This is a genomic window from Hahella sp. NBU794, assembly GCF_050749805.1.
GTDB lineage: Bacteria > Pseudomonadota > Gammaproteobacteria > Pseudomonadales > Oleiphilaceae > Hahella.
This window is the reverse complement of the sequence record NZ_CP192738.1, coordinates 5,105,879-5,131,407: the sequence shown is the minus strand read 5'-3', so window position 1 is coordinate 5,131,407 and position 25,529 is coordinate 5,105,879. Positions and strand designations below refer to the sequence as shown.

Genomic DNA, 25,529 nt, shown 5'->3' with positions numbered 1-25,529 from the left:
AACCGCCATATTTTGCAGGCTGCGGGCCTGTTCGCCGCTAATGTGACTACTCAGAAGGGGATGCCATGCAATACCGTCAGTTAGGAAAAACGGACCTGAACGTCAGCGCCATTTGTCTGGGCACGATGACCTGGGGGCAACAGAATACGGAAGCGGAAGCGCACGAGCAGCTGAATTACTCCGTAGATCAGGGTATTAACTTTATTGATACGGCGGAGATGTATCCGGTGCCGCCTCAGGCGGATACGCAAGGGCGCACGGAGGCCTATCTTGGTTCCTGGTTGAAAAAACGCAGTGACCGTAACAAATTGATTATCGCCACCAAGGTTACCGGTCCCGCCGCCTCATTCAGTTATTTACGCGGCGGGCCGCGATTGACCGCCGCCCATATAAGCGAAGCCATCGACGCCAGCCTTCAACGTTTGCAAACCGATTATGTGGATCTGTATCAGGTGCATTGGCCGGACCGCAACACGAACTTCTTTGGCAAGCTGGGTTATGAGCACAAAGAAGAAGAGGACGCCACCCCCATTCTTGAAACCCTTGAAGCGCTGGCGGAGCTGGTGAAAAGCGGCAAGGTTCGGCACATCGGACTCTCCAACGAGACGCCCTGGGGGGCGATGAAGTATCTCAGCTATGCTGAATCACTTGGATTGCCCAGAGCGGTGAGCATTCAAAACCCCTACAATTTATTGAATCGCACCTTTGAAGTCGGACTGGCGGAAGTGGCGCACCGCGAGAGCATCGGGCTGTTGGCCTACTCACCGCTGGCCTTTGGCATTCTCAGTGGTAAATATCTGGGCGGTCAGCGTCCCGCTAATGCGCGTATTACGTTATTCAGCCGTTTCAGCCGCTACTTGGGAGCGCAAGCCGAACTGGCGACGCAAACTTACGTGGAAGTGGCGGAAAAGCATGGGCTGGACCCGGCGCAAATGGCGCTGGCGTTCGTGACTTCTCGACCCTTCGTCACCAGCAACATTATTGGCGCCACCAGCATGGATCAGCTGCGTTCTAATATCGACAGCGCTAACCTGACGCTCAGTAACGAGGTGTTGCAGGATCTGGAAGAGGCGCATCAGCGTTATACTTTCCCATGCCCTTAACAGGTATGCTGCGCTCATTCAGGTTGGCGTAACCGCCTGAATGAGCGGGTGAAAATACAATAACAACAGCACAGAGCACTAAAATATGGTCGCGGATGTAAAGGCGGAAGCCCCAGCCTGGTCGGAAAAACTAATGTGGGGCGCTCTTAACGCCCTTGAGCGCTATCTGTTTTCCGAGAACTTCTTCATTGCGAATCTGAGTCCGTATGAGGAGATCTATCGCGACGGCATTATGTCGGTGCGTCACTATCTCCCACTGGAAGAGGACGAAATTCAGGTCGGCGATGAAACTATCCCTGTCGAAAGAGTGAAGCAACACACGCCGTTGGTGCTGGTTCCGCCTCTGGCGGCGACGTCGATGATTTTCGATATTTTGCCGCAACGCAGTATCGTCCGTTACTTTCTGGCCAAAGGCTTTGACGTTTACCTGATCGACTGGGGTGAAGTGACCGAAGATCATTCTCACCTGTCTCTGGAAACCTATGTGACGCAGTGGATGCCCGACGCGTTGCGGCAAATTCGTCTGCATAGCGGCCGCGAAGACGTCTCTTTCTTCTCCTACTGCATGGGCGGGCTGCTGACGCTTATGTACGCAGCGGCGAGCCAAGATCCTAATATTCGCAATCTGGTCACCGTGGCGAGCCCGGTGGACATGCATCAGAGCGGTATGGCGGGCAGGGTGCTGTCATTGGTCTATCGGCCCGCCAATATTATTTCCCGGGTATTAAATTTCTCTCTGATGGATTTACCTGCGCGTTTTCTGCATATCCCCGGATGGGTGAATTCCCTGGCGTTCAAGCTCACCAACCCAATGGGCAGCCTGATCAGTTCATTGGAGCTGCTGGTGAACCTGTGGGATCGGGAGTTCGTCAAAAATCACACCACCATGAGCCAGTGGTTCAACGATATGGTGGACTATCCAGGGCAGACCATTAAAGAGATGCTGGTGAAGATGGGTCTGCAGAACCAGATGGCGAAGGGGCGCATGAAGATGGGGGCGACGTCTGCGGAGTTCTCCGCTATCAAATGCTCGATTCTGGCGTTCGCTGGCGACGCGGATAAATTGGTCAGCATCAAAGCCGCTCATAAGGTGCTGGACATTGTTTCCACGGAAGACAAGGAGTTCTGTGTCGCTCCCGGCGGCCATGCCGGCGTGTTCGCCGGTGGGAAAGCGCCTCAAAACGTATGGGCGATAAGCGCCGATTGGCTGGCGCAAAGGTCCGGCGAAAAAGCGTCACAGGCGTAAAAAACGTGACAAAGACTACTTTTTGTCATAATTATGGCTAAAATCAGACGAAAGTATGGCTTTTGATAACTTAGTCACGCCGCGGGTAAATTTTATACAGTAGTATTAGAACCATAGAAACGAACCCGTAAGTTGTAAGTAGTTTTCCGGAGACCAGCGCCATGATGTTAAGACTATTCGCCCTTCTTCTGGTTCTGAATGTTGCCGGTCAGGTCTCCCGCGTAGATGCTGCAGAGCCCGCTCAAGCAGTATGGCCAGCGGATCAAAACTACACCGCTCAGGGCGCAGTCAGTGAAGGCGGAGCTGGCGATTGCGTACGCCGGGCGCTGGTGATACTGGCGAACCAGTTTCTGAAAGGCGCTGTAGACGTCGAACCCCAGGGCCATCGCCCTCAAACTTTCGGTCAAGTACTTTCCCATCCTCAATATAATTTTGACGCCATCGAAGAAGGCGTAAGCGTTTCTGTTTCCTGGAACTTCTGAGTAACTGCTTGCGAATGGGCGCTCCTGGCTTTGTCAGGGCGCGAATCCGGCGCTAAATCCCTCCGTTAATCCTTGTCATCGCGGACTTCTCAGTAAACTCTCTTTCCTTCCTTATCTGTTTTTTGACCTTTTACAATTTTTTCCTTCGCCTGCGCCTTGTTTGTCCTGCGTAAAATGGCGAATTACACAGCATGGTATAGACTTATTCATTAAGTACGTGCGGAAAACTTTCCCAACATATATCAGGCCGTTATCTGAGATAGCTTGGAATAACCCTGAAACATCTTTCCGCACGCTCCAATTTCTGTCATGTGATCCGGTTTGAGGCTGTGTGATGAATTTATCAAGTATCAGTGTCCGTTTGCCGTTGCTGTTTCTAAGTCTGGCGACGCTTATGTTGATCGGTTTCGGATACTTCGATTACTCGACGACGAAAAGCGAAGTACAGGCGAGACTTGAAAAAAGTGCGAACAACATACTTGGACGGTTGTCGCTGAGCCTGCCGGCTCCGATATGGAACTACGAAACGGAATTCCTGAACCGCAACATCGAATCGGAAATGCAGGACGCCATTGTGGCCGGCATCGTTGTTAGTAACGAAGAAAACAGGTTGGCCGCCCAATATAAGGAAAGTGGCGAAGGCGAAATCCAGAAAGTTGAAGAAGGGGCGGATCTGCCTGACCTGAGTCAGGATATGGTGCTGACCCGTGACCTGATTTACGTGGAAAGCGGCGCAGAGAACAAAGTCGGCAAGGTGGAGCTTTATATCGATCAGACGCCGGTGAAAGTCGCGTTGGACCGGGTCTTTATGAAAACCGTGGTGCAGATTATTGTGCTCGACGCTATTTTGGCGGCGGTCATGATTTTACTGCTGAAAACTACGGTGCTGACGCCTTTGAGCAACGTCACCCACGCTATCAGTGATATCGCGCAGGGCGACGGAGATTTGACGCAACGTCTGAAGTTCAAGCGTAAAGACGAGTTTGCAGCGTTGGGCGAGCAGTTCAACATATTTATAGAAAAGCTACAGGGCATTATCGGGCAGGTGGTGGAGACATCGGATCAACTGCTGCACAGCTTCACCGAGTCCAGTGACAAGGTGGAGGAAATCTCCAGGGAGATGAGTAACCAGCAGCAGCAAATAGATATGGTGGCCACCGCCAGTACGGAAATGTCATCCGCGATCGATGGCGTCGCCAAGAGCGCTGCGCAGGCTTCAGAGGCTACGCAGAAGGCGGATGAAACGGCGCAGCAGGGCGAGAAAGTGGTGCAGCAGGCCATCACGGTTATTCAAAGCCTGGCCAAAGAAGTGGACCATGCGACGGACGTGACGGAGAAGCTGGCGGTGGAAGGCCAGAACATCGGTACGGTCCTTGACGTTATCAAAAGCGTTTCCGAGCAGACAAACCTGCTGGCGCTTAACGCGGCGATCGAGGCGGCGCGGGCTGGCGAACAGGGGCGGGGATTCGCCGTAGTGGCGGACGAAGTGCGCACCCTGGCGCAACGCACTCATGAGTCTACCGACGAGATTCAGCAGATCATCGCGCGCTTACAGCATTCCACAGAGGAGGTCAAAGCCGGCATGGGGCTGGTGAAAGACCAGGCGCAACATGGCGTCACCCAGGTTCAGGAGGCGGGCAAGTCTATTGAAATCATCGCCGGGGCGGTGGACAAGATTACGGAGATGAGTACGTTCATTGCAGAAGCCGCCCACGAACAGAGTCTGGTGGTATCAGAGATCAACGAAAACGTGGTCAATATCGCCAAAGTGGCGGATGACTCCGTTGTCCGGGCGGGAGAAACCGTCGAAGCGAACAAGAAGTCTTCCGCAGACGCCAAACGTCTGCGCGACCTGGTGCGCCAATTCAAGATTTAACTTTCATAACCGCGCATGGATGCGACATTGCTACGCTAAGCGGCGCAACAGCGCCGCTTTTTTTATGCGCTAGGATTTATCCTATGGTCGGTTTGATTCTCTATTGACGATCGTCAAGTCATTTCCTAGTGTTCATTCACATACTGGGCGCGTGAGTCACGGCGGCGATCCCTGATGCCATGTAGCGTTCCCAGAGCGATAGTCTTCTACGTCAAGTCTATGACGTCTGACCGCGGGGTGGGTTGGATTGCATGCGGCCGTACTGTGGTTGGCGAAAAATAACAAAAGGAACCAGCGATTATGAGTCAAGAACGTCCACGGACCTTCAGGAAGTTGTCCGATTGCGTCGACGCTATTATTGAAAGAGTGGGGAATAAGATCGTGCTTGGCCTGCCGCTTGGTCTGGGCAAGCCTGTTCCTCTGGTGAATGCGATCTACCAGCGGGCCAAAGATGACGCCAGTCTTAGTTTAAAGATCGTGACTGCGCTGTCTCTGGAGAAGCCGGTTGGCCGCAGTAAATTAGAACGTAACTTCCTGGAGCCTTTCGTCGAACGGCAATTCGCCGGCGTCCCGGACCTGGACTACGTGCTTGACCTTCGTAACAACAGTCTGCCTCGTAATGTAGAGGTGGCGGAGTTCTTCTTCAAAGCCGGCAGCTATTTGAACAATGCCCGGCAACAACAGAATTACATGAGCAGCAATTACACCCACGCCGCGAGAGATCTCATTGCTAACGGCGTTAATGTGGTGCTACAGATGTTGGCCTATCGCGAAATCGATGGTAAGCCCTGCTACAGCTTCAGTTGTAATCCGGATCTGTCCATCGATCTGGAGCCCATGCTGCACGAACTCGCTGCGCAGGGAGCGCCGATCGCCATTGTAGGTATGGTCAATCGTCGTCTGCCTTTCATGCACAATCATGCAGTGTTGGAGCCGGAGCGGGTTGATTTCGTGGTGGACAGCCGGGACTTCGACCATCCCTTGTTTGCGACGCCTAACATGGCTATATCCCCCGCCGATCATTTTATTGGTTTCAACGCCAGTACGCTGATTCGTGACGGCGGCACGCTGCAGGTGGGGATCGGATCATTGGGAAGCGCGCTGGTTTACAGCACGATCCTGCGCAGGGAGCAGAATCAGGTATATCGCGAGCTGATGCAAGACCTGGACTTGCGCAACAAGTTCCCTGTCGTTGACGCTATTGGCGGCGATGATCCTTTGTCCCAAGGACTGTATGGATGCAGTGAGATGATGGTCGATGGTTTTATGTATCTCTACAAGGCTGGCATTCTCACTCGTGAAGTCTTTGATGATCTGGTTCTGCAAAAGCTGCTGAATCAGGGGGATATCTCCACCAGGGTGGATTTGCGCATCCTTGATGCGCTGGTCGATGCGGACGTCATTCATGCCAAGTTGCGCGCCCGGGATGTGCAGTATTTGATTAAGTACGGCATTTTCAAACCCCAGGTCGAGTTCAAAGGCGGCGCGCTGGTCTGGCAAGGGGAGCCGATCGAACCGGATTTAAGCTCTCAGGAAGCGCGTACGAAAATCGAAGCGGTCTGCCTGGGCGAGAGTTTGAAGGGCGGGGTTGTCATGCATGGCGGCTTTTTCCTTGGTCCACAGCGCTTTTATGACATGCTTCATGGGCTCAGTGACGAAGAGCATCAAAAGTTTTGCATGACCAGCGTCAACTTCATTAATCATCTTTATGACCATAAGTTTGGCGTACAAGCATTGAAGGTAGCGCAGCGCGCCGAGTCCCGTTTTATCAACTCGGCGATGATGGTGACGCTGAACGGCGCGGTGATCTCGGATGGGCTATGCAACGGGAAGGTGGTGAGCGGCGTTGGCGGGCAATATAACTTTGTCGCTATGGCGCATGAGATCCCGCAGGCGCGCTCCATCATCAAGCTGAAATCCACGCGTAACTCCGGCGGACGCAGTCTCTCCAATATTATTTTCAACTATGGGCATATGACGATCCCCCGTCACTTGCGGGATATCTTCGTGACGGAATACGGTATTGCCGACGTGCGCGGCAAACCGGATAAAGATGTGTATATCGAGCTGATCAAAGTTGCGGATTCACGCTTTCAGGACGAGTTGCTACAGCAGGCGAAGCGTGCGGGCAAAGTGCCGGCGGACTACATTCTGCCGGAGGCCTATCGCAGCAATACGCCGGAAAAACTCCGCGCATTGCATCAAAAGTACAGCGCCAAGGGCTTGTTCCCCGCTTTTCCGTTCGGGTGTGAGTTTACCGAGGAAGAGTTGAAGATAGGCAAAGCGCTGAAAGCATTGAAAGCGAAAACCTCAACCAAATTAGGTTTGGCGCAGGCGCTGTGGCGCGCCTTCCATGTGCGGGAGACGCCATTGGAGCTTGCGCCGATACTCAAGCGTATGAAGCTGGATCAACCTCAGGAAATAAGAGAGCGCATGGAGCAAAAGCTGCTGATTGCGGAAATGGCTGGCTGAAGCGGGGGTTGCGTCTAAACCAGCGCCGCGCCATAAATTAGCGGCCTCACGTAAAACAGGCGAGGCGCTTCGTGATAGAATCCCGCCCTTTTGCGGAACAGAATTATGCGACCGAAAGTTTTTACCGTGGATTACAACCTGAAAAACGCCGAAGGAGAGGTGGTGGACACCTCATTCGGCGGTGAGCCTCTGGTGTTTATGCAAGGCGCGGGGCAGGTGACCCCAGGGTTTGAGCAAGGGCTGGCGGAGCATACCGCAGGCGATGTCGTGTCGCTGACGATACCCCCCGAGCTGGCTTATGGCGCTCTGAAGGAAGAGCTGGTGCAATTAGTGCCGGTCAATCAGTTTGAAGGCGTTTATGAGTTAAAGCCAGGCATGCTGTTTCAAACTGAGTCCGGAGCCGAGCGCAAAGTAATCAAGGTAGTCAGCATCCACGGAGACAAAGTGCTTGTGGACGCCAACCATCCTCTGGCGGGACTAACCCTGTACTTCGAAGTTCACGTCAGATCGGTGCGGGAAGCGACCGATGACGAAATCAAATCAGGCTACGCCGTCGGCTAACGCCCAGTCAGGCTTGGGATCGTTGCTCCAGTACATTTGCTGCAACGATGTCTCCACCTGCTGTTGAGCTGTCCTGGCGACGCTTTCCGCAGGCGTATCCATTGCGACTTCCATGACCGGGTGAATCGCCACGTAGACATCTGTCGGCGTGGCTTTCATCAGTCTTACCAAATGCGACACGAATTCGTCGTCACCGATAAAGGGCGCGTAAGCATCTGGCACATTGTCCCGTCTGTAATGCAGGGTAATGGGCTGTATCGGAACTTGCGCCCGAATGGCGGCATTCAATAGGCGGCCATGGAATTTTTTTACCCGCTGGCCATCTGTCGTTGTGCCTTCTGGGAAAATCAGGGTTGTGGCTCCGTCACGCATGCTGGACTCCAGCTCCGTCATCACTTGCCGCGCTTTGCCGCCGCCCCGGGTAATGAATAGGGTGCCAGCCTGCGCCGCCAGCCAGCCAATGAAAGGCCAGCTTCTGACCTCCGCTTTAGACAGAAAGTGTAATGGCTTGATAGCGCCGAGGACCGGAATATCCAGCCAGGAAATATGGTTACTGATCACCATCACCGGCCCGTCATAGAGTTCACCGGACGCGTGAATACGCAGGTTCAGCACCCGGCATAAACCCGCCAGCCAGAAGCGAGCGATTGGCGCGCGCCGCAACCTGCCGGGCTTGATGGCGTCTATAACCGCCACAATTGCGGCGAGCACCGCGCCCCACATCAGATAAGGGATCAGAATCGAGGCTCTCAGAAACAGGCGAACTGAATTCATGGCGTCCTTCCTCCGGGCGTCAGGCGCAGTGATCAGGCTTGTGGTTCTTTCATGAAATGCTTCGCGTAGCGCGCCGCCAGTGCATCGATGTGCAACAGAATAAACAAATCAGCGCACTGGAAGTCAGGGTCCCAGCATGGATCACCGCCGATCTGGGCGCCCAGGCGCATGTAAGCGCGGATCAACGGGGGAACTGCTGACTTGTTGGGAACCGGGCCGACAGGCTGGGGTAAGGTCCGCTTGGGAATGACCCTGGCGTTTTCCGCTGTGAGGCAGCGCTCCTGTAACTGGCGCGTGATAGACCAGGCTTCCGCCGTGCCCTCTATGACGCTGATGGAGCCGCATCCCAATAGATAGTCGAATTCATTGTCAATGACGTACTTGGCGATGCCGGACCATAACAACGCCAGAGTAGCGCCGTTGCGGAAGGCGGGGTGCACGCAGGTGCGGCCGATTTCCAGTTTTCGCCCCGGTAGCTGACAAATAGCGCTAAGGTCGAACTCGCTTTCAGAATAGAAACTGCCCGCCAGTTTTGCTTTGTCATCGGCAAGCAAGCGGGTGGTGGCGACCACTTGTCCGCTGATGTTGTCTTTCACCAACAGGTGATCGCAAAAAGGATCGAAACTATCGCAGTCCAGTCCTGGAACCGGGCTGTGGAGATTGGCGCCGAACTCTTCCGTAAATATCCGGTAGCGCAGTTGCTGCGCCATGATCACCTCTTCACTACGCTGCGCCACGCGAACGAAGAGCTCCGCTTTCTTTGATTCCGCCTTGGCTAAGACGACTCGCTGACCTGATGTGTGCATAGTAATTCTCTTTATAGTGTTTTGGCGGATACTATGGCGATTACGTGACAGGGGGGTGACGTTGCAGTTACTGGTTTATGACAATTGTTTTTAAGTAAGCGTTGGTGTACTTGCTAAGTCACTTGACTTAGAAAGGGGTAATTTTTGTAAGACTGGTTATACTTATGTGGATAAAAGTGCTATTTTTCTATAAGTCACGAATAATTCTAAATTTTATTGGGGGCCATTCAGGAAAGGATGGCGACAGGGGCAGGGACGGGACTCAAAATCTATAATGTGAGAGATACGGATACCGTGGATACTAATGAAGCTTGGCGCATATTGATCGTTGAAGATGATGAACGTTTGGCCGATCTTACCAAAGAGTATCTTGAATCGAATGGCTTGATGGTCTCCGTTGAGCCCAATGGCAGTAAGGCTGTTGAGCGAATTCAGAATGAGCAACCCGATCTGGTCGTATTAGACTTGATGCTGCCGGGCGAAGACGGTCTTTCCATTTGCCGCAAAGTACGGCCGAGTTATAACGGCCCCATTCTGATGCTGACCGCGCGTACAGATGACCTGGACCAGGTATTGGGCCTGGAAATGGGTGCGGATGATTATATGTGTAAGCCGGTGCGCCCGCGGGTGTTGCTGGCGAGAATCCGCGCGTTGCTGCGCAGGGTGAAGGAGCAGGGCGAAGCGGCCGCAGAATCGCCGGTCGCCGAGCAGTCTGGAGACGGTCCGGTGCGTCTGGTGTTCAACAACCTGGTGATCGATCGCTCTATGCGCGAAGCCTGGTTGGAAGACCAAAGTATCGACTTGACCAGTGCGGAATTCGATTTGTTGTGGTTGCTGGCCAGCAGCGCCGGCAGAGTGCTCAGCCGGGAAGAGATTTTTACCGCACTGCGCGGTATTGAATATGATGGACAGGATCGCTCCATCGACGTCAGAGTTTCCCGCATCCGACCCAAGATTGGGGACGATCCGGTGCATCCCAGACGAATCAAAACGGTGCGTAGCAAAGGATATCTCTTCGTCAAAGAAGCCTAACCGGGACAACAGGGCTCACTGTGAATAACGTCTTTCTGCGCGTATACAGCGGCGTAGCGTTATCGTTGCTCGTATATGCAGTTATAGCACTGGGCCTTTTTCACTCCATAAACGCCGTGCGCTACCTGCAGTACCGAGAGCAACGCGTGGCGCCGCTATTCAACTGGGTCATAGAACAGCCGGAAGAGCGGCTGGAATTCCTCAAATCCATCACCACTACTGATCTGACATTTGATTTGCTCGCTCCGGCGGAGTTTGAGTTCAGTCGGTTGGAGCGGGAGCGCCTGGCCTACGGGCAAACCATCGTTCTTTCCAATAACGCCGGCATACATGCTTTCGCCCAAGCTGGTCCAGATAAAATGCTGGGCGCCTATTTCGCCGACCTGCCATTGGAAAGCGCTCTGTGGGCGGCGCGTTTGATCTCCCTACAAACTCGCGCCGTGGCCAAAGAGTCCCGTGAAGATACTCTGTTGGAATTGGGTAAGACCTTTAACCTGTCAGCGAGCCTGGTTCCGCTTAGCGTGATTGCGGAGTGGCCCGCCAATATTCAGGGACGTTTTCTGAAGGAAGGGTGGACTTCGTTGCCGTCACAGGGTCGTAAAGGCGATGCGCTGGCGGTGTCGTTCGACAAACAGTTCATTTTGCAGATTGACCCGGTGCCGACGTTTAATCCCTGGGCCTGGCCGGTCTTGACGACGCTGATTGTCGCCGGGCTGGTATGTATCGGCGCCACACTTTATCTGTTGCTGGAAAAACTGGAGCGCCGCTTGCGTAAGCTGGAAACCGTGGCCAGTCGTATTGCGCGAGGAGAGTTAGACGCCAGGGTGGATGACAACCGCTTTGACGCCGTCGGACGCCTGGGGACGGTATTTAATCGAATGGCGGAGCATATTCAGCGGCTCGTCGCGGTGCAGCGGGAAATGATTCACGCGGTGTCGCACGAATTGCGTACGCCGGTCGCCCGCATTCGTTTTGGCGTGCAGATGATTGAAGACAGCACGGAAGACCAATTCCTGCACAAGCAGTTGTCAGGGATTGATTCGGATATACAGGAACTCAACGAGCTAATTGATGAAATCCTCACCTACGCTCGCTTGGAGCAAGGTGGGCCTATCCTGGACTTCCAGGAAGCGAATGTTAAAGACATCGTCAATCAGGTGGTGGGAGAGCAGAGTTCTGTTAAACCAAACCTGGAAATCAGCGCGGACTTCGTACGAGGTTCGGATCGTTGGAAAGTGTCTGAAGTCGAGCCCCGCTACATCCATCGCTCAGTGCAGAATTTGGTGGGCAATGCAACACGCTATGCTAAGTCGAAAGTGGTTGTGCATTGTAACTTCGGCCAGGAAACCTGCCGTATTGATGTTGAAGATGATGGGCCAGGTATTCCTGAGGCGGATTGGGAACGCGTATTTACGGCCTTCGCAAGGCTCGATGATAGTCGCACCCGTAGCTCCGGCGGATACGGTCTGGGGCTTTCCATTGTTCGACGAATTCTATATTGGCACGGCGGACAAGCCTTTGTCGGCCGCAGCGAAAACCTTGGCGGCGCCAAGTTCAGTCTGGTCTGGCCCCGTAAACAAGGGGCATAAAAAAAGCGCAGCTTGAGCTGCGCTTTTAAAGTCTATCTCTCTTCCCTTATTTGCTGATTACTTTCAGGTTGTCGATGTACATGCTGGTGGAAGGCTGTGCGCCAATCACATGCAGACGCAGCTGAGAGATGGTCCCGTTCGGAGAAAGGTTCAACTCACCGCTGATATTCTGCCATTGTGAGGTGGCGATATCCTGGCCGCCCAGCTTCTTCCAATGACCACCGGAGTTATCAACGTAGTAGACCCACAGTTCTGCCTTATCGGATGAGCGACGGCTGCTGGTCAGATAAACGTCAGCGCTGACCTGATAGGACTTACCGGCTTCCAACAGGCCGTGTGCGTTGAATCCAGGGCCGGAGTACCAGCGGTAGCGATAGTTGCTGAGCAGGCTGTACTTACCGGAAGCGGCTGTGTCGCTCAGGTAAAGTTTGGTTCCGAAGTAGTTGCTCCAGCCGCGAGTCCCATTTTCAAAGCCTTCATTGATGATTTCTTTGCCGCCGGGATTGCTGGTGTCGCCGCCGTTGTCATCGCCATCGTCTCCGTCGCGGTTGAGAGGAGCAATCTTCACTTCGTCAACCAGCATGTCTACGCCAGCGCTAGCGCCGTAAATCAACATGCCTACCTCACGGATGGAGCCTTTGGCGTCCAGCGTAAAGGTGCGTTCATACTTGGACATTTCGCTGTTGGTGAAAGAGGCGCGGGAGAGGTATTGATAGTGCGTGCCGCTGTCGTCGGAAACTTTGAATACGACGCGCATATTCTCGCGACTGCCATTTTCACCCAGGCCGAGTTTGGCGGTTAGTTTATATTCAACGCCAGCCTTCAGTTTGCCGGTCAGCTTCTGGTAAGCGCCAGCGTAGTAGGCTGAGCGATTGGTGATTTCCAGAATATAATCACGGCCGCAGTCTTTCTTGAAGTAAGCCTGTCCCAAGTCGCCAGCGTTGCTGTAGCTGGTCCAGCTGGACAGCTCATTGAAGTCGCCGTCTTCCACCAGATTGTCGTTCAACTCTGGCTTGCTGCATACGGTGGTGTCGTCGCCGTTATCTCCATTGTCGCCGCCGTCATCTCCACCATTGTCATCGCCGCCGTTGTCGTCTCCGTTATCGTCGCCATCTCCACCGTCGTCGATCTTCGTGGGGAAGAAAGCTGCGATCTGGTCGCCAATCTTGCGCAGGTTCTGCGCCGCATCGGCGCCGTTGCTCTGTCCCGCGCTGACGCCACAAGCCTGGCCTTCACATTTGTTGAGGTCCGGGTTGGACATCATTTGCAGCTGGTTACGAGTATTGTAGGCCTGAGGATAGGCCATGATGGTGCTGAATGAGCCGTACACGCCGTGGCCGCGGGCCCAGGACCAGATGCCGCCTTGCGAGTTTTGAACGGCAGAGTGGCCAAGACTCATGTTATGGCCGAGTTCGTGAGTGAAAGTGCTGTATCCGCAATCTACGCCGACCAGGCTGAAGCCGGCTGAAGCGGCGTTGCTGTAAAGCTGACCTGAGCTGGAGTTACCCGGTGGAACATAACCGATACCGCACACATACCCGCCATTCATAGGCTCGCGCAGGTTGATCAGGGTTACAAGGTCAGCGCCGTACTTCTGGCGCAGTGAGGCGACAGTGTTGTTGCGGCTGAAGGAATCCAGGTTGGAGCTGTTTACATAAACATAGTTTGAATTGATCTTTTCCGCGCCTACAAGGCGCAGACGCATATCAACATTACTGTTCTCGTAGGCTTGGTTGCTGTACTCGATATAGGACGCAATACGGGCGTCGATATCGCGACCATTGGAGGTCTGTGTCGCTTGGTCAATGTACAGAACCAGTACGTCTACGGTGTTCTTCGCATGCGCGGAGCCGGCTCCGACGCTGGCGGCGAACATAAGGGCGGCGGCTTTACTAAAATTCATTATAGTTTTCCTTTTTTCATTTATATTTTATGAGTTGCTTTGAGGCTGCTCGGGCGTTGGCAGATCCAGAGGTGGAATCGGCACACCGTCGTCAGTTGGGGTGATCCGGCTGTTTATTTCGCCTTCGTCGGTGAGGGTGACCTGTCCGGTGTCGTTATTAATAACAGCGGAATAAGTGCCGGTGCGGGTGGCGATGACTACATGCGTGTCCATCTCTCCGCGTGTGATGATGACGTTATCTGTCGGAGCTCCGCCGACCAGCGGGCCTTTCCAGACTTCTATGGTGTCTAGCTGATTGTGTGTGGAAGTGATTTCCGCAAGCAGCGACTCATTTCTTTGCGGGATAGGCAGTTCCAACTGCCGTCCCACGCGCAGCTTATCCAGCGCTTCCATATTGGCGTGCATCCTTTTGGCGGGGATGCCGTTCACAACAACATCTTCAGCGTCTCCTGGAGCGCTCCACATGGACATGACTTCGTTGGAGTCGTTAGCGTCCAGCTCATCATTTACCGGTTCAGGTGGAGGTCCGTCGGCGGAAAAATCCGCATCAGCCTGCGTCGCCGTGCTGGCGGGCGGCTGTGACGTGGTGGTCTGAGATTGGGCGTCAAGCGGCGCCGGAGAGCTGAATGCGGCAGCGGGGGCCGCGCCTCCAGGTTGTGCTTCATTGGAAGCGGCTGGCGTGTCGGGGCTTGGCTTGGGACCGTCGGAATAACGAAGTATTCCCACGACCGACGCCAAGGCGACCAGACCGGCTGCGCCCAGGATCAGTGGCTTCTTCATTTGCGTTCCTTTCTGACTGTGTTTGGAATAGAACAGTTAACATTCCGCTCACATTCATCCATAAACGAGCGATCTTACCGGGCGGTCCGAAAATTTAGCCAAATGGCGCCGACGCCTCAATCGTGCAAATGGGCGTTGGACTAATGGCTTACTTTGGCTTGTCTACTTGGTCAGGATTTTTGAGGGCGTAAAAATTTGGGTTTTAGAGTGGGCGGATTTAGGTGATGTAAAAATAAGGAGTTAGGCCTTTTTGCTTACCATTTGTTACATAAGGCGACACTTCTCTAACAGACACGAAGGCGGGAGAAATTCATAATTCGTCTCGTAAGGGATGACTCTTTGAGGTTGTAGTTCTATCGAACTTTCCTTGTTTCATTGTGGGGCTATTTTAGCCCCTCTTTTTTTGCCCCCCTTTCAGACTTCAGACTTCAGACTTCAGACTTCAGACTTCAGACTTCAGACTTCAGACTTCAGACTTCAGACTTCAGACTTCAGACTTCAGACTTCAGACTTCAGACTTCAGACTTCAGACTTCAGACTTCAGACTTCAGACTTCAGACTTCAGACTTCAGACTTCAGACTTCAGACTTCAGCTGCGCCTTTATTTTTTAAACGCGATTAAATGTTCTGCTTTCAGGCGAATGGCGACTTCCGCATCAATGGGGAAATCCTGGTGGCTGGGCGTCAGCGCTTCCAGTTTGCGGCCAGAGCTGAGGAGGAGTCGATAGAGGGTTGAGGAGCCAGCAAATATCTTATCGATAATTTTGGCCTTTTGAGGGGAGGTATCGTCGAATACCAAGTCGTCAGGACGGATCAATACTTCGACAGCCTGTTGCGGATTCCAGGGGTAGGCCCTGTTGCCGCGAATGACGCCAAGCTCCGTTTCAACGCTGTCGTGGGTGGCCAATACGCCGGGTAGTAAGGCTCCGCGGCCGATAAAGTTGGCGACAAAGCGGTTGGCGGGCTCATGATACAGGTTATAGGGGGTATCCCACTGCTGTAAGCCTCCTCCGTGCAAAATGCCAACGTGATCAGCCATGGCGAAGGCTTCGTTTTGGTCGTGGGTCACCAAAATTGCGGTGATGTCCCGCTTTTTGAGTATTTCCCTGACGTCCAGGCTAAGGCGCGAGCGAAGTTCTGCATCCAGATTGGAGAAAGGCTCGTCCATTAGCAGCAGCACTGGGTCTGGCGCAAGTGCGCGAGCTAAGGCGACGCGTTGCTGCTGGCCTCCAGAAAGTTGGTGAGGGTAAGCATTCGCGTAAGCTGTCATACCGGTAAGCTCCAGCATGTCTTTCAGCTTTGCGTCTGCTTCCGTCGCACTGCGATTATGCAGGCCAAACCTAATATTTGCGGCGACGCTTAAGTGAGGGAAGAGCGCATAATCCTGGAATACCATGCCGACTTGGCGTTTCTCCGTCGGCACAGTGGCGGATGGCGTAGAAACGGGAGCGCCATTTACTCTCACCTCTCCCGCAAAGACGGGCTGAAAACCCGCCAACACACGCAGAACAGTCGTCTTGCCGCAGCCGCTGGGGCCTAGCAAGCTGGCTATTTCGCCTTTGTTGAGCTGAAAAGACAGATGAGATACGACAGCCTGATCACCATAGCCGCAGCTGAGGTCTTTGGCCTCCAGCAGAGGAGCGCTCGCCGCCATGTTAAACCTGCTTGCCGTAGAGCAGGAATTCCATAAGGGCCTTTTGCGCATGCAGGCGGTTCTCTGCTTCATCCCAGACAACGGAGCGTTGGTCGTCAAGCATGTCTGTGCTGATTTCCTCGCCTCGGTGTGCGGGTAAACAATGCATGAACAACGCATCGGGCGCGGCTTTATTCATTAGCTCAGGGGAAACCTGGAATTGGGAGAAAGCCTTTTCCCGCTCTGCCTGCTCTTGCTCTTGTCCCATGGAGGCCCATACGTCGGTAACGACCAAGTGGGCGCCTGCGACAGCGTCAGACGGGTTACGGAATATTTTTACCCGGTCCGCGTTCTGCTCTACTAGCGACTGCATGGGCTCATATCCTTCAGGGCAGGCGACCGCCAGCTCAAATCCGAATTGGCGCGCTGCGTTGATGTATGAGTTGCACATATTGTTGCCGTCGCCAATCCAGGCGACTTTCCTGCCTCGGATAGAGCCTCTGTGTTCGACATAGGTCTGTATGTCTGCGAGAAGCTGGCAGGGGTGGTAGTCGTCAGTCAGTGCATTAATGACCGGTGCAGAGGAATACTTGGCGAAGAGTTCAAGTTTGCTGTGTTCAAAGGTGCGAATCATGATGATGTCGACCATGCGCGACAGAACCCGAGCGCTATCCTCAATAGGTTCTCCGCGGCCCAGCTGTGTATCGCGGGGCGAAAGAAATATGGCTGAGCCGCCCAACTGCGCCGCTCCCGCCTCAAAAGAGACGCGAGTACGAGTGGAGGACTTCTCAAAAATCATACCCAGAACCTGGCCTTGCATCGGCGTATAGGCCTGTTTGCTTTTATGCTTGGCTTTAAGCTGGATGGCCCGCTCAATCAGATATTCCAGTTCAGCCGGGGAAAAGTCACACAATGTCAGAAAATGTCTGATGCTCATGGTGCGTTACTCGCCATTTCAGTAGGTTTAAGTCAAATATAGAAGGAATGAAAGACGACGGCGGTCGCCTTTCAGTATGCACGGCTATAAACCTACCTTGGTTTTTTTCGATCGTCCGCTGCGTAGAGCTTGATCAGTCGCACCAGTGTCGTTACTAGATGTTCGGCTTCAACGTCCGTCATGGTCAGAGCAGGCAACAAACGGATAACGCGATCAGACGTGACATTGATCAGAAGTCCCACTGTTTGCGCCAGGGGAACTAATTCGGGGCAGGGCTCAGTCATTTCTATGCCGATCATCAAGCCCTTGCCGCGAATGTCCTTGATATATTCGGCGCCACCGAATTCCTGCTTCAGCTTGCTGAGGATTTGCTCGCCAAGAGTGCGGGCTCTTTCGGTCAAATTGTTGCTTTGAATCGTCTTGATGACCGCCATCGCCGCTGCGCAAGCAAGTGGATTGCCGCCAAATGTCGAGCCATGAGAACCGGGATGGAACACTTCGGAAGCGACGCCTTTGGCCAGGCAGGCGCCAATAGGCACGCCATTGCCCAGGCCTTTGGCTGTTGTTACGACATCGGGAGCGATGCCATAGTCCTGGTAAGCGAAGTAAGCGCCAGTGCGGCCGTTGCCGGTTTGCACTTCATCCAGCATCAGCAGCCAGCCTTTGGAGTCACACAGTTTTCTTACTGCATGGAGATATTCTACTGGCGCGATGTTAACGCCGCCTTCGCCCTGGATAGGCTCCATCATTACCGCGACAATATTATTGTTGGCGCGGGCGATATTCTCCAGGGTTTTCATATCGTTGTATGGTGCTCTAACGAAGCCTGACACCAATGGCTCAAATCCGGCCTGAACTTTGCGGTTGCCGGTTGCGCTCAATGTCGCGAGAGTGCGGCCGTGGAAAGAGTGATCCATGACGATAATTGAGGGGGATTCAATGCCCTTCTTTTTGCCGTATAGACGGGCAAGCTTGATGGCGGCTTCGTTGGCTTCGGCGCCGGAGTTGCAAAAGAAGGCACTGTCCATACCGGCGACTTGGCACAATAGATCGCCCAGTTGTTGCTGTAGAGGAACCTGATAAAGATTGGAGCAGTGCAAAAGCTTCTTGGATTGGCTGCAAACCGCTTCGGAAACGGCAGGGTGCGCATGACCCAGTCCACATACGGCGATTCCGGTTACTGAGTCAAAATAGCGGTTGCCTTGAGTATCGTATAACCAGCAACCTTCTCCATGCGTAAAGGCGATGGGCAGTCTGCCATAAGTATTCATCAGGGTTGGACCGGCCATTTTCTTCGTCCTCTTATATACAACCTTAAACTCTATATATGGTTGAAAACCCTATATAACGCAAAAAGGCAGCCCCGGCTGCCTGTTCCAACAGCTATAGTATAGATAATTGTTACACATGGCAACGAAGCCCAGGGAGGCGCTGATCTGGCTCAAATTTCCTGGTTAACAGATGATTATTTGCCCCTGAAGAAGCGTCTCTTTTCGCGTATACTTCCGCTCCAGAAGGGGCGAAGAGCCTTATTTTTTGCGCTCTATGTCGATGCCTGTTTAAATCGTCATCGCTAGCGCATAAAAACATAGTAAAATAGTCAACCAATCACTCAATGACTGTTATTAAAGGTTAGGTTTATGGATGTCATCGAAGTTATCAAAGAGCAATTGACCAGCAACCCTGTCATTCTTTTTATGAAGGGGTCGCCCAATGCTCCTCAGTGCGGATTCTCCGCTCGTACTGTTCAGGCGTTGATGGCCTGCGGTGAGAAATTTGCTTATGTGAATATTCTGGAGCATCCAGAAATTCGTGAAGCGTTGAAAACCTACTCTAACTGGCCGACCTATCCTCAGCTTTATATTAAAGGCGAGTTGGTAGGCGGGTGCGATATCGTCACTGAGTTGTACGAATCTGGCGAATTGCAGGGAATGGTGAAAGGCGCTGCAGTCGCAGAATAACCATTTCAAATATGCGGCTTTGGACCTGCAGCTATAGCTTAGCTGGCAGGGGTGTACAGGATCTGCACTAGATAACTGTATCCAAATACGCTGTCTGTAGAAGGTGGGCGTTGATAGGGGTTGGCGGCGTATGCGCTGCGAATCGCCGCAGCGTCCAGCTTCTCGTCCCCACTACTTCTCTCTACCTCCGCTTTAACTAGCATTCCTGTTTCTTGAAACTGCAACTTGAGCACGACCATGCGGGGCTCTGTGAGGTCGCTATATTCATATTGATTGTTGTAGAGGCGATTTTGCGCCAAGTGGCGCACGAGGTATGGCCAAAAAGTCGAGTGTGTTGATGGCTGGCTTTTCAATAGCTCCAGGATGGATGCGTCCATCTCATATGCTTTGTTTTCTGGTTTATTGGGTTTTTTGTCGCCAGAGAGCGGTTCGCCTTTAAACAGGTCGCTCACCCAGTTCGGGTTAGTGCGATTTGCATTGCTGCGAGGTATTCCCGAGAAGGTGTCTTGTTGTGCGCTTTTCCATGGAGGCGTGTCGTCGACAATGTCCTTTGGCGCTTCGGCATGTGTAGGTTTGTTATTACTTTGAGCTTCTGGGGCGGCGGGCGCTCGTGCGCTGAGAGTGACTGTAATTGTTGAGTTTTCTTTTGGTGGAAGCTGGATGGAATATAGTAGAAAGAGTATGCCTGCGTGAGCGAGGATGGAGAAGAAAATAGCGTTGGTGGCGCGCGCGCCGTTAAATTCACTGTCAGACATAAAATACATCGAACTTGAGGTCTGCAGTGAATTTAACTTATTTCCCAGGGCGGTAGAAATGAGTTTCCGTCAGTTATGTGAAGCGGGTAGTCCTATTCCGCCTCACGCCGCCTTGCCTGACATCTTTCTCAGGTTGCCAATAACGGCATCCATCGCCCTGTCGAACAGGAGGCCTTCTTCCAGCGCTTTGATACGCCCTTTACGTAATTCGTGAGCCAGTTCGCCTCGGGTCTTCTCGACGACTTTCAGTCCTAGGCGGTTAACGAATATGTAGGTGTCGGAGTCCTCGATCTTTGTGGACAGCTTGCATCTGAAGCGAGCGCCATTTACCAGAGAAAACTCAATCCAGGCTCCACACTCCATCTCATCCACTTTGGCGAGATATTCCGCCAGTGCAGCGTCTTCGTACTCGCTCTGACGTTCTACCGCTGTTTTTGCGGCAGGAGTGAGTTTTTGTTCTATGACTACTGGGACCGATACGGGCGGCTTGGGTGCGTCATTCTGTGCGCTGGTTATAGACTGTTGCTTGAAGGTTTCTGTCAGCGCCTTCTTCAGTTCTCCCAGCATGTGCTCAAGCTTGGCTGAGTTGTAGGAAACCTCTTTCAAGCCAGCTTTGAGGTTTTTGAGTAACTGGGGAACAACTTTAACCCAGCGCTGTCTGGCTTCAACTTCGGCATGGGGCTGTAAGCACCAAGTCAGTTCGTCCACCACTTTGGTGCACTGATTCAGGCGATGTTCCGTGTCTTCTTTTAAGTAAGCCAGGAACATAACGCGGCTCCACCCGCCGCGAAGTAGTTCAACGGCAACAGGTGGGAGAGGTTGCGCAGCGATTTTCTCGCTGAGAATCTGTTCTACCACCTGATGGGCTTTATGGGACTTGACGCGGCCAATTTCCGCTTCTTTGGTTCGCTGCTCAACCAGCTTGGCCTTTCGTTCTTCGCGGCTTAAATATTGAGAGAACTCTTGGTATATCTCTTCGAAAAGCTCGCTTTCGCCGTTGAACTCCTCAAGGATGCGCTGAACGGCGCGGTGGATTTGTTCGTAGAGCTTGTCGCGTTTTTTCTCTGATGCGTCACTCCAGCCAATGCCTGCTTTCGCCAGTGCGTTTAATAGCTTGCGGGCAGGGTGAGATGGCTTGCTAAAAAAACTTTTGTCTCTGATTGCGACTTTGAGAATAGGAATTTGCAGGCGACTAATTAGGACCTGAATCGGAGCCGACAGGTTGTAGTCATCAAGGATGAACTCGAAAAGCATGGAGACTAGGTTGATGAGGTCTTCATCAACTTGATCAAGTGCTGTCGCCTTGCCTGACTTTTGGCTTTCTTCGGTCAACAATCCTTGTACCGCTGAGCGCAGATCTAACGCTACGACGGGCCCTTCCGCCAGATTCTCAGTGCGAACGCTATGCTGCAAACGGGATAGGATTGAAAGTAAGTCGGCGTCTGCAATGAATTGCACGTTTCCTGGGGGCGGGGCTTGTCGTCCTCCGGCTCCAGCTCCAACGTTTGCGCCTTGTTGCTGCTCAGAAGAGTCTGATGGCGTGTTCCTGAGCGCGGACAGTAGCTCTTGTACTTGACTAAAAACATCGCCTGCGCCGTCATGACTGTTTGCATCGCTTTGCGCTTCCAGGGGGCGTGCGGAAACGTCGGAAGTTGACCGAGGGGTGACGCGGGACTTTTTGGCTGTATATTTCAGGTTAGGCATAACACCTGCCTGAATCATTATTTTGTTGGCCTCTTCAAGACTCTCGACCAAGTTGCCCATTACGTAGCGGTCGAATTGCTTATAAACGATCAGTTTTTCTTTTATTTCGATATCAAGACCAATACAGGCGTCGGAAAACGCCTTGCAGATATGCTCAGGGTCTAATGGGTTGACCGCATTTTCTTCATTGGTTTCGCCATACACACTGGATACGCGAGTCTGAAACTGCAATAGCGAGCCGGAGAAGTTAGCTCTTGCCTTGCTGATCATGCTGTTAATCGCGACGGACTCTTCCAGGGCGTCGTTCTGCACCAGGCTCAGTACATCAACATCAACATTGTCGGACAATGTCTCGCTGGACTTATGCTGGGAGGGCGGCTGATTGAACAGGCGTGCGAGTTCCTGCTGGAAGTGGTTTTCTATCCCCTTCCGTTTTATCCGGATCTCACGCATGGCTTCGAAATAGCGATTTTGCTCATTATTTGTATGAGCGTGATTCGCTAGTTCAAAGAAAGAATCATCAACACCATCGAACATGCTGTTGAGGAAGTTAAGGAGCATTGAGATGGAGTGATCGCGAATACGCGTAAGCAACTGCTCATCCGCGGGCTTTGGGTGAGCCTTCACGCGCTCGCGAATGTAACTTACACCGCTCCCCTTATTCATAAACTTCTCCTGTTGCACCCAAATGGGGCGTCAAAAACAAGCTGACAACAGATATTGTTATTTTTTTGGGTATGAGTTTGGCGGTGAGTCGTTATAATAATTGCCGTCTATTTTACGGCTTTATATACAAAAATCTACCATAAGTTACTAAAACGGTCTTGCCATCTTAGGCTGTATTGCACCGTTTTAGTCAATTCTATGCGGTCGCCCCTGAAGTCGACCGCATAGGTAAGGGCGTTGATAGCTTCAGTTCGTATAAACCGGACCGATGCCAACGCTCCAAATGACAACACTGGTGGCGATCAAAGCTACAAGCATAACTAGACCAACGGTCAGAACGCTTGTGGCGAACATGAAGCCTCTTTCTTTGGGGATTTTCATCAAAATCGGTAGACCTTCGTAAAGAAGGTATACAGAGTAAGATACCCCGACTAATCCTGCGAACATGTCTACCCAAATATTGGGGTAAACGGCTATGGCCCCCATAATAAATAACGGTGTTGCTGCATAGGCAGCCAGCTCAATGCCTCTCGGCGCATTTTTGTCTACGCCATAGGTGATTGCCATAAAGTCGATGAATTTGCCCAGAATATAGATTCCGGACAGCATCGCCACGTAGAAAAGCGCGCACAAGTTAAAGGCGCTTACTTGAGTTAGCTTGACGGTTTCTTCGCTGCCAATGGTCCAGCCTACTTGCGTGGAGCCGATATAAGCGGCGATGGTTGGGATTAAGGCCAGTAATAGCGTGTGTTGTACGTACAGTCGCCCTGTTGTGGCGCGCTCTTCGCGTATTGACAGCCATTCCTGATCGGGATGCGTGAAAAGACCTAACGTGTGGCCCAGGATCATATAGGAAGCCTCCTTCTTATTTTTATGGTCACTATTACTTCATAGTGTTCCGGCTATTTTTAGTCAAGAAGTAGCTTATATTTTGATCTTTTAAGCGATTTTTTTTTATTCGCTAACTGCATATGGAGGGGCGCCGGACATTGATTTGAATGAGTTTCCGGCGCGTTATAATTACTGTTGGGCGGCCTTTTTCTTTTTGCTGCTCTTTGGTGGGGCGAATGGATCGTGAACAATTGCGGCCTTGACGACATTGTCTTTGACCTGTTTGATTTCCACATTGTACCCGTGCAGCTTAAGGCATGTTGGATTCTCTGGAATGGTCTCCAGCAGTTCCATGATAAGTCCGTTTAGCGTTTTGGGGCCATCGGTGGGGAGTCTCCATCCCAGTATTTTGTTGATCGTGCGGATTGTCGCAAAGCCATCGATCATGTAGCGGTTGTCGTCCATTGGCGTGATGTCTGGGCTGGTGGCGGCGATATCGGTGGTGAACTCTCCGACAATCTCTTCCAGTATATCTTCCAGGGTGGCTATGCCTTGTACGTCGCCGTACTCATCTACAACGACCGCTATTCGCCGCTTTTCTTTCTGGAAGTTAAAAAGCTGGGTGTTTAGCGGAGTGCCTTCTGGAATGAAATAGGGTTCACGGCAGCTTTGCATGATCATCGCCTTGTTTATCTCGTTCTGAGTGAGAAATTTGGCGGCATTGCGGAGGTGGAGGATGCCTATAATGTTGTTTATATCCCCCCGGTAGACTGGCAGCCGGGTGTGTTGAGCTGATCTTAGTTGTTCGACAATCTCATCAATGTTGTCCTCTATGTCGATCCCCGTAATTTCATTTCGTGGGATCATGATGTCCTCTATTGTGACTTTCTCCAGATCTAGGATGCTTAGAAGCATTTGTCTGTGTCGTTTTGGGATGCGGACTCCCGCCTCGTGAACCAGGGTGCGTAGCTCTTCGCGAGACAAGTGGTCAGATCCTGCCTGAGACTCGGTGACTCCAAATAGGCGGAGTAGTGAGTTAGATACGAGGTTGACGCACCACACAAAGGGATAGAGAAGCTTCAGTAAAGGAATTAGTGCGACTGAAGCGGGGAAGGCTACTCGCTCTGGATAGAGGGCGGCGAGTGTTTTAGGTGTAACTTCAGAAAAAACCAGGATAGTTATCGTTAATACCGCGGTGGCGATTGCAATGCCTGCGTCTCCCCATAGGCGTATGGCAATAACGGTGGCGATTGCGGATGCAAAAATATTAACAAAGTTATTGCCAATCAGGATGACGCCGATTAGCTGGTCTGGTCGCTGCAATAAGGCGTTGGCGCGCTTTGCGCCTTTGTGCCCGTTTTTGGTCATGTGCCTTAAACGGTAGCGGTTCAGGGTCATCATTCCTGTTTCTGAGCCGGAAAAGAACCCAGAGAGGGCTATCAGGATGATCAATACTACGAAAAGAAAAGTGGTGGATAAGTCGTTCAAGGGGAGCGTTAAACCATTTGTTGTGATTACGAAGTCATCATAGAAACGCTTGGGGGCGTGTCAAGATCAGATTTTGGGTTGGATGATAAACTCTAAGGCGATCTTGCTGCCCAGAAACCCTAGGGCTAGCAGTAAGCATCCGCCAATTGTCAGTCTGGCGGCGAGCAAGCCTCTCCAGCCCCATAGGTTACGGCCAACGGCCAAGAGTGCGAAGATAAGCCAGGATAAAATCGAAAGCGCTGTCTTGTGGACCAAATGTTGTGCGAACAGGTCTTCCACAAAGAAGCTGCCAGTTACTATCGCCAGAGTGAGAAGGATTAGGCCTGTCCAAATCATCTCAAATAAAATATCTTCGGTGGTCTGAAGAGGGGGGAGCGCTTTGACAAGTCGGCCGGTCATGTGAGACTTCAGCTGCTTGTTTTGCGCGTACAGAAGTAAAGCTTGTAATCCAGCCAGACTAAATACGGAGTATGCAATCACTGATAAGGTGATGTGCGCCATGAGTCCCACATGTCCAGGTTCTACCACCTGAGTGGGGCCTTTAAAGCTGACGGCTGCAATGACTGTTATGATCGCTATGGGGTAAATTAGTAGCTTTAGATTGTGTACGGGTTTGATGTAGGCGAAGGAAACAATCAAAGCGCTGAGGAATAGGCTGATTATTGAGATGATTTTGAAAAAGCCGAAGTCCGCTCCGAGAGAAGTTGAGCTCAGTAGCCAAACGCTAACTGCGTGTGCTGCGACAGCCAGAAAGCCAACGGCTCCGGCCAGGTGTGGGCGTTGTGGCGTCTTGCCCTCGTAAACAGCGTATTGAAAGGCTGTGGCGATAGTGTAAAAAACGGTGGCGACTATGCTAAGGGTGACAACGCTCATTAAATGTCAGTCATGTCGGCTGGGGTGTGTTAGCTGTTTTGGCCCTGCTGGTTGCTG

The 25,529-nt window shown here is 52.4% G+C and carries 21 protein-coding genes; 9 read left to right on the top strand and 12 right to left on the bottom strand.

Annotation, left to right across the window (positions count from 1 at the left end; translation table 11 throughout):
* Positions 1-65: 65 nt before the first annotated feature.
* The 6 genes from ACQYWX_RS22375 to ACQYWX_RS22350 all read left to right on the top strand — a co-directional run bounded on the left by ACQYWX_RS22375 (position 66) and on the right by ACQYWX_RS22350 (position 7,740).
* Positions 66-1,103 carry an NADP(H)-dependent aldo-keto reductase gene (locus ACQYWX_RS22375; protein ID WP_431686398.1) on the top strand — a complete coding sequence of 346 codons (1,038 nt, stop codon included), beginning with the start codon at positions 66-68 and terminating at the stop codon, positions 1,101-1,103.
* An 85-nt stretch (positions 1,104-1,188) separates the two neighbouring features.
* Positions 1,189-2,349 (top strand): alpha/beta fold hydrolase, encoded by a 1,161-nt coding sequence (locus ACQYWX_RS22370; protein WP_279505044.1) that lies wholly within the window; start codon positions 1,189-1,191, stop codon positions 2,347-2,349.
* A gap of 161 nt (positions 2,350-2,510) precedes the next feature.
* Positions 2,511-2,831, top strand: coding sequence for a hypothetical protein (locus tag ACQYWX_RS22365; protein ID WP_216739587.1), 321 nt, complete (start codon positions 2,511-2,513; stop codon positions 2,829-2,831).
* A 334-nt stretch (positions 2,832-3,165) separates the two neighbouring features.
* Entirely contained in the window at positions 3,166-4,707 is a 1,542-nt protein-coding gene (locus ACQYWX_RS22360) for a methyl-accepting chemotaxis protein (protein ID WP_279505041.1), read from the top strand.
* Positions 4,708-5,007: 300 nt separating this feature from the next.
* The gene (locus tag ACQYWX_RS22355) at positions 5,008-7,179 is read left to right on the top strand and encodes an acetyl-CoA hydrolase/transferase C-terminal domain-containing protein (protein ID WP_431686397.1); all 2,172 of its coding nucleotides are present in this window, start codon (positions 5,008-5,010) and stop codon (positions 7,177-7,179) included.
* 105 nt (positions 7,180-7,284) lie between these two features.
* Positions 7,285-7,740 (top strand): FKBP-type peptidyl-prolyl cis-trans isomerase, encoded by a 456-nt coding sequence (locus ACQYWX_RS22350; protein WP_431686396.1) that lies wholly within the window; start codon positions 7,285-7,287, stop codon positions 7,738-7,740.
* Here ACQYWX_RS22350 and ACQYWX_RS22345 read toward each other — a convergent pair.
* Positions 7,720-8,514 carry a lysophospholipid acyltransferase family protein gene (locus ACQYWX_RS22345; protein WP_431686395.1) on the bottom strand — a complete coding sequence of 265 codons (795 nt, stop codon included), beginning with the start codon at positions 8,512-8,514 and terminating at the stop codon, positions 7,720-7,722. The genes ACQYWX_RS22350 and ACQYWX_RS22345 overlap by 21 nt on opposite strands.
* A 32-nt stretch (positions 8,515-8,546) precedes the next feature.
* The gene (locus ACQYWX_RS22340; RefSeq protein WP_216739582.1) at positions 8,547-9,320 is read right to left on the bottom strand and encodes a GNAT family N-acetyltransferase; all 774 of its coding nucleotides are present in this window, start codon (positions 9,318-9,320) and stop codon (positions 8,547-8,549) included.
* 294 nt (positions 9,321-9,614) lie between these two features.
* Between ACQYWX_RS22340 and ACQYWX_RS22335 the strand changes: the two genes are divergently transcribed.
* Positions 9,615-10,352 (top strand): response regulator, encoded by a 738-nt coding sequence (locus ACQYWX_RS22335; RefSeq protein WP_127972786.1) that lies wholly within the window; start codon positions 9,615-9,617, stop codon positions 10,350-10,352.
* A 20-nt stretch (positions 10,353-10,372) separates the two neighbouring features.
* Positions 10,373-11,941 (top strand): ATP-binding protein, encoded by a 1,569-nt coding sequence (locus ACQYWX_RS22330; protein WP_431686394.1) that lies wholly within the window; start codon positions 10,373-10,375, stop codon positions 11,939-11,941.
* A gap of 46 nt (positions 11,942-11,987) precedes the next feature.
* On the opposite strand, the gene ACQYWX_RS22325 is transcribed toward ACQYWX_RS22330, so the two are convergent.
* The 5 genes from ACQYWX_RS22325 to ACQYWX_RS22305 form a co-directional block, all read right to left on the bottom strand.
* On the bottom strand, positions 11,988-13,844 hold the full coding sequence (locus ACQYWX_RS22325; protein ID WP_216739580.1) for a carbohydrate binding domain-containing protein: 1,857 nt from the start codon (positions 13,842-13,844) through the stop codon (positions 11,988-11,990).
* 27 nt (positions 13,845-13,871) lie between these two features.
* On the bottom strand, positions 13,872-14,624 hold the full coding sequence (locus ACQYWX_RS22320) for a hypothetical protein (protein ID WP_279505031.1): 753 nt from the start codon (positions 14,622-14,624) through the stop codon (positions 13,872-13,874).
* Between the two features lie 601 nt (positions 14,625-15,225).
* A complete protein-coding gene (locus tag ACQYWX_RS22315) occupies positions 15,226-16,278 on the bottom strand; it encodes an ABC transporter ATP-binding protein (protein ID WP_431686393.1) in 1,053 nt (350 codons plus the stop codon).
* Position 16,279: 1 nt separating this feature from the next.
* A complete protein-coding gene (argF, locus tag ACQYWX_RS22310) occupies positions 16,280-17,194 on the bottom strand; it encodes an ornithine carbamoyltransferase (protein WP_216738513.1) in 915 nt (304 codons plus the stop codon).
* 92 nt (positions 17,195-17,286) lie between these two features.
* Entirely contained in the window at positions 17,287-18,483 is a 1,197-nt protein-coding gene (locus tag ACQYWX_RS22305; RefSeq protein ID WP_431686392.1) for an aspartate aminotransferase family protein, read from the bottom strand.
* A 351-nt stretch (positions 18,484-18,834) separates the two neighbouring features.
* Between ACQYWX_RS22305 and grxD the strand changes: the two genes are divergently transcribed.
* Positions 18,835-19,155, top strand: a complete 321-nt coding sequence (gene grxD, locus ACQYWX_RS22300; protein ID WP_127972779.1) for a Grx4 family monothiol glutaredoxin — start codon at positions 18,835-18,837, stop codon at positions 19,153-19,155.
* 38 nt (positions 19,156-19,193) lie between these two features.
* Here grxD and ACQYWX_RS22295 read toward each other — a convergent pair whose 3' ends face one another.
* The 5 genes from ACQYWX_RS22295 to ACQYWX_RS22275 all read right to left on the bottom strand — a co-directional run bounded on the left by ACQYWX_RS22295 (position 19,194) and on the right by ACQYWX_RS22275 (position 25,472).
* The gene (locus ACQYWX_RS22295) at positions 19,194-19,910 is read right to left on the bottom strand and encodes a hypothetical protein (protein WP_431686391.1); all 717 of its coding nucleotides are present in this window, start codon (positions 19,908-19,910) and stop codon (positions 19,194-19,196) included.
* 102 nt (positions 19,911-20,012) lie between these two features.
* On the bottom strand, positions 20,013-22,280 hold the full coding sequence (locus tag ACQYWX_RS22290) for a DUF1631 domain-containing protein (RefSeq protein WP_431686390.1): 2,268 nt from the start codon (positions 22,278-22,280) through the stop codon (positions 20,013-20,015).
* A 246-nt stretch (positions 22,281-22,526) separates the two neighbouring features.
* The gene (locus ACQYWX_RS22285) at positions 22,527-23,129 is read right to left on the bottom strand and encodes a Yip1 family protein (protein ID WP_216738509.1); all 603 of its coding nucleotides are present in this window, start codon (positions 23,127-23,129) and stop codon (positions 22,527-22,529) included.
* Positions 23,130-23,300: 171 nt separating this feature from the next.
* Positions 23,301-24,599, bottom strand: coding sequence for an HlyC/CorC family transporter (locus tag ACQYWX_RS22280; protein ID WP_431686389.1), 1,299 nt, complete (start codon positions 24,597-24,599; stop codon positions 23,301-23,303).
* A gap of 66 nt (positions 24,600-24,665) precedes the next feature.
* Positions 24,666-25,472 (bottom strand): cytochrome C assembly family protein, encoded by an 807-nt coding sequence (locus tag ACQYWX_RS22275; protein ID WP_431686388.1) that lies wholly within the window; start codon positions 25,470-25,472, stop codon positions 24,666-24,668.
* Positions 25,473-25,529: the final 57 nt, after the last annotated feature.

Coding starts and splice junctions, on each gene's coding strand:
- ACQYWX_RS22375 (WP_431686398.1), top strand. CDS start 66: ATGCAATACCGTCAGTTAGGAAAAACGGACCTGAACGTCAGCGCCATT.
- ACQYWX_RS22370 (WP_279505044.1), top strand. CDS start 1,189: ATGGTCGCGGATGTAAAGGCGGAAGCCCCAGCCTGGTCGGAAAAACTA.
- ACQYWX_RS22365 (WP_216739587.1), top strand. CDS start 2,511: ATGATGTTAAGACTATTCGCCCTTCTTCTGGTTCTGAATGTTGCCGGT.
- ACQYWX_RS22360 (WP_279505041.1), top strand. CDS start 3,166: ATGAATTTATCAAGTATCAGTGTCCGTTTGCCGTTGCTGTTTCTAAGT.
- ACQYWX_RS22355 (WP_431686397.1), top strand. CDS start 5,008: ATGAGTCAAGAACGTCCACGGACCTTCAGGAAGTTGTCCGATTGCGTC.
- ACQYWX_RS22350 (WP_431686396.1), top strand. CDS start 7,285: ATGCGACCGAAAGTTTTTACCGTGGATTACAACCTGAAAAACGCCGAA.
- ACQYWX_RS22345 (WP_431686395.1), bottom strand. CDS start 8,514: ATGAATTCAGTTCGCCTGTTTCTGAGAGCCTCGATTCTGATCCCTTAT.
- ACQYWX_RS22340 (WP_216739582.1), bottom strand. CDS start 9,320: ATGCACACATCAGGTCAGCGAGTCGTCTTAGCCAAGGCGGAATCAAAG.
- ACQYWX_RS22325 (WP_216739580.1), bottom strand. CDS start 13,844: ATGAATTTTAGTAAAGCCGCCGCCCTTATGTTCGCCGCCAGCGTCGGA.
- ACQYWX_RS22320 (WP_279505031.1), bottom strand. CDS start 14,624: ATGAAGAAGCCACTGATCCTGGGCGCAGCCGGTCTGGTCGCCTTGGCG.
- ACQYWX_RS22315 (WP_431686393.1), bottom strand. CDS start 16,278: ATGGCGGCGAGCGCTCCTCTGCTGGAGGCCAAAGACCTCAGCTGCGGC.
- argF (WP_216738513.1), bottom strand. CDS start 17,194: ATGAGCATCAGACATTTTCTGACATTGTGTGACTTTTCCCCGGCTGAA.
- ACQYWX_RS22305 (WP_431686392.1), bottom strand. CDS start 18,483: ATGGCCGGTCCAACCCTGATGAATACTTATGGCAGACTGCCCATCGCC.
- grxD (WP_127972779.1), top strand. CDS start 18,835: ATGGATGTCATCGAAGTTATCAAAGAGCAATTGACCAGCAACCCTGTC.
- ACQYWX_RS22295 (WP_431686391.1), bottom strand. CDS start 19,910: ATGTCTGACAGTGAATTTAACGGCGCGCGCGCCACCAACGCTATTTTC.
- ACQYWX_RS22290 (WP_431686390.1), bottom strand. CDS start 22,280: ATGAATAAGGGGAGCGGTGTAAGTTACATTCGCGAGCGCGTGAAGGCT.
- ACQYWX_RS22285 (WP_216738509.1), bottom strand. CDS start 23,129: ATGATCCTGGGCCACACGTTAGGTCTTTTCACGCATCCCGATCAGGAA.
- ACQYWX_RS22275 (WP_431686388.1), bottom strand. CDS start 25,472: ATGAGCGTTGTCACCCTTAGCATAGTCGCCACCGTTTTTTACACTATC.